Origin of the sequence: Streptomyces sp. NPDC006265 (assembly GCF_040613555.1) — a bacterium.
In the GTDB taxonomy this organism is placed as follows: Bacteria; Actinomycetota; Actinomycetes; order Streptomycetales; family Streptomycetaceae; genus Streptomyces.
On record NZ_JBEXSH010000545.1, the window covers coordinates 1 to 6,071 of the forward strand.

5 protein-coding genes are annotated in these 6,071 nt (G+C 69.5%); 2 read left to right on the plus strand and 3 right to left on the minus strand.

Annotated features, from left to right (window positions below; genetic code table 11):
- Window positions 1-114 precede the first annotated feature (114 nt).
- On the minus strand, window positions 115-1,410 hold the full coding sequence (gene nhaA, locus ABZ281_RS33320; RefSeq protein WP_356661597.1) for a Na+/H+ antiporter NhaA: 1,296 nt from the start codon (window positions 1,408-1,410) through the stop codon (window positions 115-117).
- A gap of 249 nt (window positions 1,411-1,659) precedes the next feature.
- Here nhaA and ABZ281_RS33325 point away from each other — a divergent pair, with 249 nt between their 5' ends.
- Entirely contained in the window at window positions 1,660-2,928 is a 1,269-nt protein-coding gene (locus ABZ281_RS33325; RefSeq protein WP_356661599.1) for a cation:proton antiporter, read from the plus strand.
- 107 nt (window positions 2,929-3,035) lie between these two features.
- Here the strand turns inward: ABZ281_RS33325 and ABZ281_RS33330 are convergent, their stop codons facing one another.
- Window positions 3,036-4,565: an alanine/glycine:cation symporter family protein gene (locus tag ABZ281_RS33330; RefSeq protein WP_356661601.1), complete on the minus strand. Its 1,530-nt coding sequence runs from the start codon at window positions 4,563-4,565 to the stop codon at window positions 3,036-3,038.
- Window positions 4,566-5,023: 458 nt separating this feature from the next.
- Between ABZ281_RS33330 and ABZ281_RS33335 the strand changes: the two genes are divergently transcribed.
- Window positions 5,024-5,584 (plus strand): DM13 domain-containing protein, encoded by a 561-nt coding sequence (locus tag ABZ281_RS33335; protein ID WP_356661603.1) that lies wholly within the window; start codon window positions 5,024-5,026, stop codon window positions 5,582-5,584.
- 18 nt (window positions 5,585-5,602) lie between these two features.
- On the opposite strand, the gene ABZ281_RS33340 is transcribed toward ABZ281_RS33335, so the two are convergent.
- Window positions 5,603-6,071: helix-turn-helix domain-containing protein (locus ABZ281_RS33340; RefSeq protein WP_356661605.1), on the minus strand; the 469-nt coding region annotated here is incomplete at its 5' end.

A 6,071-nucleotide genomic window follows, 5' to 3' on the forward strand; every position in this document is an offset into this window, starting at 1 on the left:
CGATCTGATACGCCGGGCAGAGGAATCCTCCGATCCGGAGGCGCATGATACGGCGGTTGGATTGTGGCGTCGCATGGCCGATGCCATTCCTGAGGCGGCGCGGCGGTGGTCAGGTCATGTGCTGCTGGGTTCCGTGCGCTGGTAGACGTCGGGAATGCCGTCGGCGTCCTCGTCGAGGTTCTCCTCCTCGTACAGGCGCCGGTACACGGCGTTCCTGCGGCGCAGGAGCACGGTGGCCAGCAGGGCGGCGCTGAGTGAGGCGATCAGGACGGCGGCCTTGACGTGTTCGCCGACGGCCGTGCCGGAGAAGGCCAGCTCGCCGATGAGCAGGGCGACCGTGAAACCGATTCCGGCCAGGGTCGCCAGGGCGAGGACGTCGGCCCAGGCCAGCTCCGGGTTGAGCCGGGCTCGGGTGAAACGGGCGGCGAGGTAGGTGCCGGCGAAGATGCCGATGATCTTGCCCGCCACCAGCCCGACGATCACTCCGAGGGGTTCTGGGGTGGTGAAGACTTTGCCCAGTGCGTCGCCGGAGACGCTGACCCCGGCGGCGAACAGCGCGAACAGTGGCACGCACAGGCCGGCGGAGAGGGGGTGCAGCAGGTGTCCGGTGCGTTCTGCGGGTGACTGGTTCTCGTCCTTGTCGCGGACGGTGCGCAGGATCAGGCCCATGGCCACTCCAGCGACGGTGGCGTGGATGCCGCCGTTGTACAGCAGCGCCCAGGTCAGCACGCCGAGCGGCACGTACCACCACCAGCCCCGCACCCGTCGCCGCTGCAGGACGTAGAAGACGGCCAGCCCGGCAAGCGCACCCGCCAGCGCCCAGTAGTTCAGGTTCGAGGTGAAGAAGACGGCGATGATCAGGATCGCGCCGAGGTCGTCGACGACCGCGAGGGTCAGCAGGAAGGCCCGCAGGGCGGTCGGCAGATGGGTGGAGATGACCGCCAGGACCGCCAGGGCGAAGGCGATGTCGGTGGCCATCGGCACCGCCCAGCCGTCCATGCTGCCGCCGCCGGACGCGACCGTGGCGGCGTAGAGGGCGGCGGGTACGGCCATGCCGCACACGGCGGCGATGACCGGCAACGCGGCCGTCGCCGGGGTGCGCAGCGAGCCGACGACCAGCTCACGCTTCAGCTCGATCCCGGCGACCAGGAAGAAGACCGTCAGCAGTCCGTCGGAGGTCCAGTGGCCGACCGAGAGATCCAGGCCCAGCGCGGGTATCCCGAAGTGGAAGTCGCGGATGGTGGTGTAAGCGCTGCTGAGCGGGGTGTTCGCCCATACCAGAGCCACCACCGCTGCGGCCAGCAGGACGAGGCCGCCCACCGTCTCGGTGCGCAGGGCACGGGCCACTGCCTGTCGTTCGGGCCAGGGGGGAAGACCGAGGAACGAGTTGCGGGGCGGGGTGGCGGCCAAGGCGGCGAACCTCCGGGGGTCGGTGAAACGGGCACACGGCCCTGCGGACGCCGACCAGACTTCCCGGCACACCCCGCGTCTCACTACGCGTTCCGCACACCCTAACCGGAGTGGGTCCATCGGCCCACCCCCCATTCGTCCGCCGCAAACGGGCAGGCAGCGAGCTCGGTGACGTACTCGGGCGAGGCGCCGGGGGTTAACGGGTACACACGTGGCCTGGGAGAAGATCGCTCGGGCAGGAGGGTCGCAGTGACGCTTTCGGACGTGGTCTACGTCTGTCTGGGCCTGGGGGCCCTTGGCGCGGCCGTGCTGCCACGGGTGGTCTCCAGGCGGCCGCTGTCCCTGCCCATGGTCTTCCTCGCAGCGGGGGTTCTCATCGAGCTCCTGCCGGTGGGTGTGCCGGCCGTGGACCCCGTACGTGATCGGCTGTGGGTCGAGCACACCACCGAGGTGTGTGTGATCGTGTCGCTGATGGGCGCCGGGCTCGCCATCGACCGGCCCTTCGCATGGCGCCGGTGGTCCACGACGTGGCGGTTGCTGGGCATCACGATGCCGCTGACCGTGGCGGTCGTCGCCCTGCTGGCCTGGGGGCTGCTCGACTGGCCGCCCGCCGCCGCCCTGCTGCTGGGCGCCGTACTCGCGCCCACGGACCCCGTGCTGGCCGGTGAGGTGCGCGTGGGCGAGCCGCTCGGCACCGAGCGCGACGAGGACGAGGTGCGGTTCGCTCTGACCAGCGAGGCGGGGCTGAACGACGGACTCGCCTTTCCGTTCGTCTACGCCGCCCTCGCCCTCGCCGCGGCGGCCGGGACGGGGTGGTCGGCCGACTGGATCGGGTCGTGGGCGCTGACGGACCTGCTGGGCAGGTGCGCTGTAGGGCTGGCCGTCGGGGGCGGTGTCGGCTGGTTGCTGGGGTGGATGTTCTTCCGGGTGCGCGCGTCGGCGTTGCGGCTGTCCGAACACATGGAGGGCTTCGTGGCGCTGGGGGCCACCTTCGTGTCCTACGGCATCGCCGAGGTGCTCCACGGCTACGGCTTCCTGGCCGTGTTCGTGACCGCCTGCGTCATCCGGGCCGCCGAGCGCAGCCACGGCTATCACAAGGTGCTGCACGAGTTCACCGAGCAGATCGAGCGGTTGCTCACGGCCGTGCTGCTGTTCCTGCTCGGCGGGTACCTGGTGGCCGGGGCCTTGTCCGCGCTGACGTTGACGGGCGCGGTGCTGGGCGTGCTGGTGCTGCTTGTCGTACGGCCGCTGACCGGGTGGCTGGCACAGGCTCGGACCACCATGGGGAAGAAGGAGCGTGCCGTGGTCGCCCTGTTCGGGATCCGGGGCATCGGTTCGCTGTTCTACCTGTCCTACGCGCTGGGGCAGGACTCCTTCGCCGGCTTGGAGCGGGAGCTGTGGGCGGTCGTGGCCCTCACCGTGGTGATCTCGGTGGTGCTGCACGGCGTCATGGCGACCCCGGCCATCGGCTATCTGGACCGGCGGCGCGACGAGGCGGAGCTCGGCGGCGGGTCGTAGGCGGTTGCTCGCAGGCCGTCGGCCGTGGCGACAGACGTACGGGCCCGTACCCACCAAGGCGCGAGGTGGGAACGGGCCCGTACCGGAGCCGGGCCGCCGGGGGGCGGTCAGACGGTGGTCTTCTCCGGCTCCTGGTCCTCGTCGGTGAGCTCGCCGGCCTTGCGGGCGCGGACGAACTCCAGGAAGGAGGACAGCTCGCGCTTGACGACCGGGGCGAGCAGGTACAGGCCGATGATGTTGAAGACCGACAGCAGGAAGAGCGCGGAGTCGGCCAGGCTGATCAGCGAGTCGAGGGACATCAGGGCGCCCACGAGCACGAACAGGCTCCAGATGACCTTGAAGACGGTCTCGCTGGTCTTGCTCTTGCCGAACAGGTACGACCAGGCCTTGAGGCCGTAGTAGCCCCAGGTCAGGATCGTGGAGAAGGCGAACAGCAGCACCGCGACGGTGAGCACGGTCGGGAACCAGGGCAGTACGGTCTCGAAGGCGTCGGAGGTGATGGTGACGCCGCCGATGCTCTCGCCGGCGCGGGCCTCGGCCCAGCTGGCCGGGTTGGCGATGACGATGGTCAGCGCGGTCATGGTGCAGATGACGACCGTGTCGATGAACGGCTCCAGCAGGGCGACCAGACCCTCGCTCGCGGGGTGGTTGGTCTTGACCGCGGAGTGGGCGATCGGGGCGGAGCCGAGACCGGCCTCGTTGGAGAACGCGGCGCGCTGGAAGCCGATGATCAGGGCACCGATCACACCGCCCGCGACGCCCTCGGCCTCGAAGGCGCCCTGCAGGATGGTCTGGAAGGCGTCCGGCACCTGGGTGACGTTGCCCAGGATGACGACCAGGCAGGCCACGATGTAGATGCCGGCCATCGCGGGCACCAGCCGGCTGGTGACCGAGGCGATGGAGCGGATGCCGCCGAGCAGCACGAGACCGACCAGCGCGGCGACGACCAGGCCGAAGAGGACGGCACCGGCGGAGGAGGCCAGGAAGCCGTCCTCGCCGCCGAAGGTCGAGGAGATCTGCGCGTAGCTCTGGTTGGTCTGGAAGAGGTTGCCACCGAACAGACCGAAGAAGAGGATCATGATCGAGGCGAGGACGGCGAGCACCTTGCCGAGCTTGGCGCCGCCGCTGCCGAAGCGCTCCCTGAGACCCTTGGGCAGGTAGTGCATCGGGCCGCCGGAGACGGTGCCGTCGGCGTGCACCTCGCGGTACTTCACGCCGAGGGTGACCTCGACGAACTTGGTGGCCATGCCGAGCAGGCCGCACAGGATCATCCAGAAGGTGGCGCCGGGGCCGCCGATGGAGACGGCGACGGCCACACCGGCGATGTTTCCGAGGCCGACCGTGCCGGAGACGGCGGCGGTCAGGGCCTGGAAGTGGTTGACCTCGCCCGCCGACCCCTTCTCGTCGTACTTCCCGCGGACCACGTCGAACGCGAGTTTGAACTTGCGGACCTGCACGAACCCGAACCAGCCGGTGAACACCAGACCGGCGACGACGAGCCAGGCGACGATGAGGGGGAGTTCGGTTCCGCCGACGGGAACCGTGTAGAAGACGACCTCCCCGAGCCACTTGGCTATCGGTTCGAAGAAATTGCTGACGGCTTCGTCGACGTTTTGGGTGACGGAGTCGAGTGACACAGTGGCTACCTCGATGGTGCGAGCCCGGGGCACGGGGAAGTGCCGCCGGTTGATGTGCGGTCTCTGAACGAACGCCGTTGTCCGATCGGCGACACGGGATGGGCGTTCCGCGGATGCGGATCGTGATCACCCTGGTCGTGCTGCCGGTGCATGCCGACCGCTCCGCACTGTGGTGTTGAGCGGTTCCACCTGCGGAGTTGCGCAGTTCTACCACGACCTTTGCTCTGTCTTTAGTGACTCAAGTCACATAACTTCCAGTTACGATCGAAAGTGCCAGCGAGCGATATCGGACCGTTATACGGAACCCGAGATCCGTTCACCGGACACCTATCGAGAAGGTGGCCGTGCTCACGGTCGACGCCGCGACGTAAGACTTCCGTCATCCGCATCGGGGTGCGCGCCGCCCTCGCGGCCCGTTGAATTGAAGCGGCAGTAAGCACTCAGGAATCGAGGCGGGTATGGGGCGGGGACGGAAGACGCGGGGCAGGCCGTTGGTCATCGGGGCGCTGGCGGTGATGGTCGTGGGGGGCGGCCTGGGGTTGTACTGGTTCCAGCCGTGGAAGCTGTGGCAGGACGAAACCGTGCAGGAGGCCCTGCCCGGCGCCGTAGCCCCGACGGCGCCTCCGGCCGGCGCGTCCTCCGCGTCGCCTCCCCCGGCCCCCCTGCCCCGGACGCTGGCGGGCGGCGAACTGATCAGCCACGAGCATGCCACCTCGGGCAGTGTGAAGCTCGTACGGCTCGCCGACGGGTCCCATGTCGTACGGCTGGAGGACCTCGACACCAGCAACGGCCCGGATCTGCGCGTGTGGCTGACCGACGCGCCGGTGAAGGAGGGGCGGGCCGGCTGGCACGTCTTCGACGACGGCGCGTACGTCAGCCTCGGCAAGCTCAAGGGGAACAAGGGGAGTCAGAACTACGCCCTGCCCGCCGACGTCGACCCGTCCCGGTTCACCAGCGTGACCATCTGGTGCGACCGCTTCGACGTGTCGTTCGGCGCGGCCGAACTCGCGCGCACCTGACCTCGTCCGCGGGGCGGGTCAGAGCTCCTCGGCGGGCCAGTCCAGCAGCCGGGCGCCGATCACTGCGGTTTGGAGCATGTAGCGGTGGGCTGGATCGGCCGGGTCGGCGCCGGTGAGCTTGTGGATGCGCTCCAGCCTGTAGGTCAGCGCACGCACACTGAGAGTGAGGCGGCGAGCCGCCTCCGCAGCCACGCAGCCGGAGTCGAAGTAGACGGTGAGGGTGTCCAGAAGGGGCTGGGCGCCGCCACGGGCCGCGGTGAGCGGGCCGAGGGCGGCGAGGACGAGTTCGGCCATGGCCTGCCGGTCGCGGGTGAGGACGGGGTAGACGAGCAGGTCGGCTGCCCGCAGAACCGGGTCCTCCAGTTCCAGGCGCTCGGCGAGTTCCAGGGCGTTGAGCGCCTCCTCGTAGCCGGCCGGCGGCCCTGACCGGCCTGCGGCGATGAGACCTGCCGCGCAGAAACGCCGTGCAGACTGAGGCGGGGCGTCC

Bases quoted from the DNA above. Each gene is read 5' to 3' on its own strand.
- ABZ281_RS33335 (WP_356661603.1), top strand. From the start codon at position 5,024: ATGGGGCGGGGACGGAAGACGCGGGGCAGGCCGTTGGTCATCGGGGCG.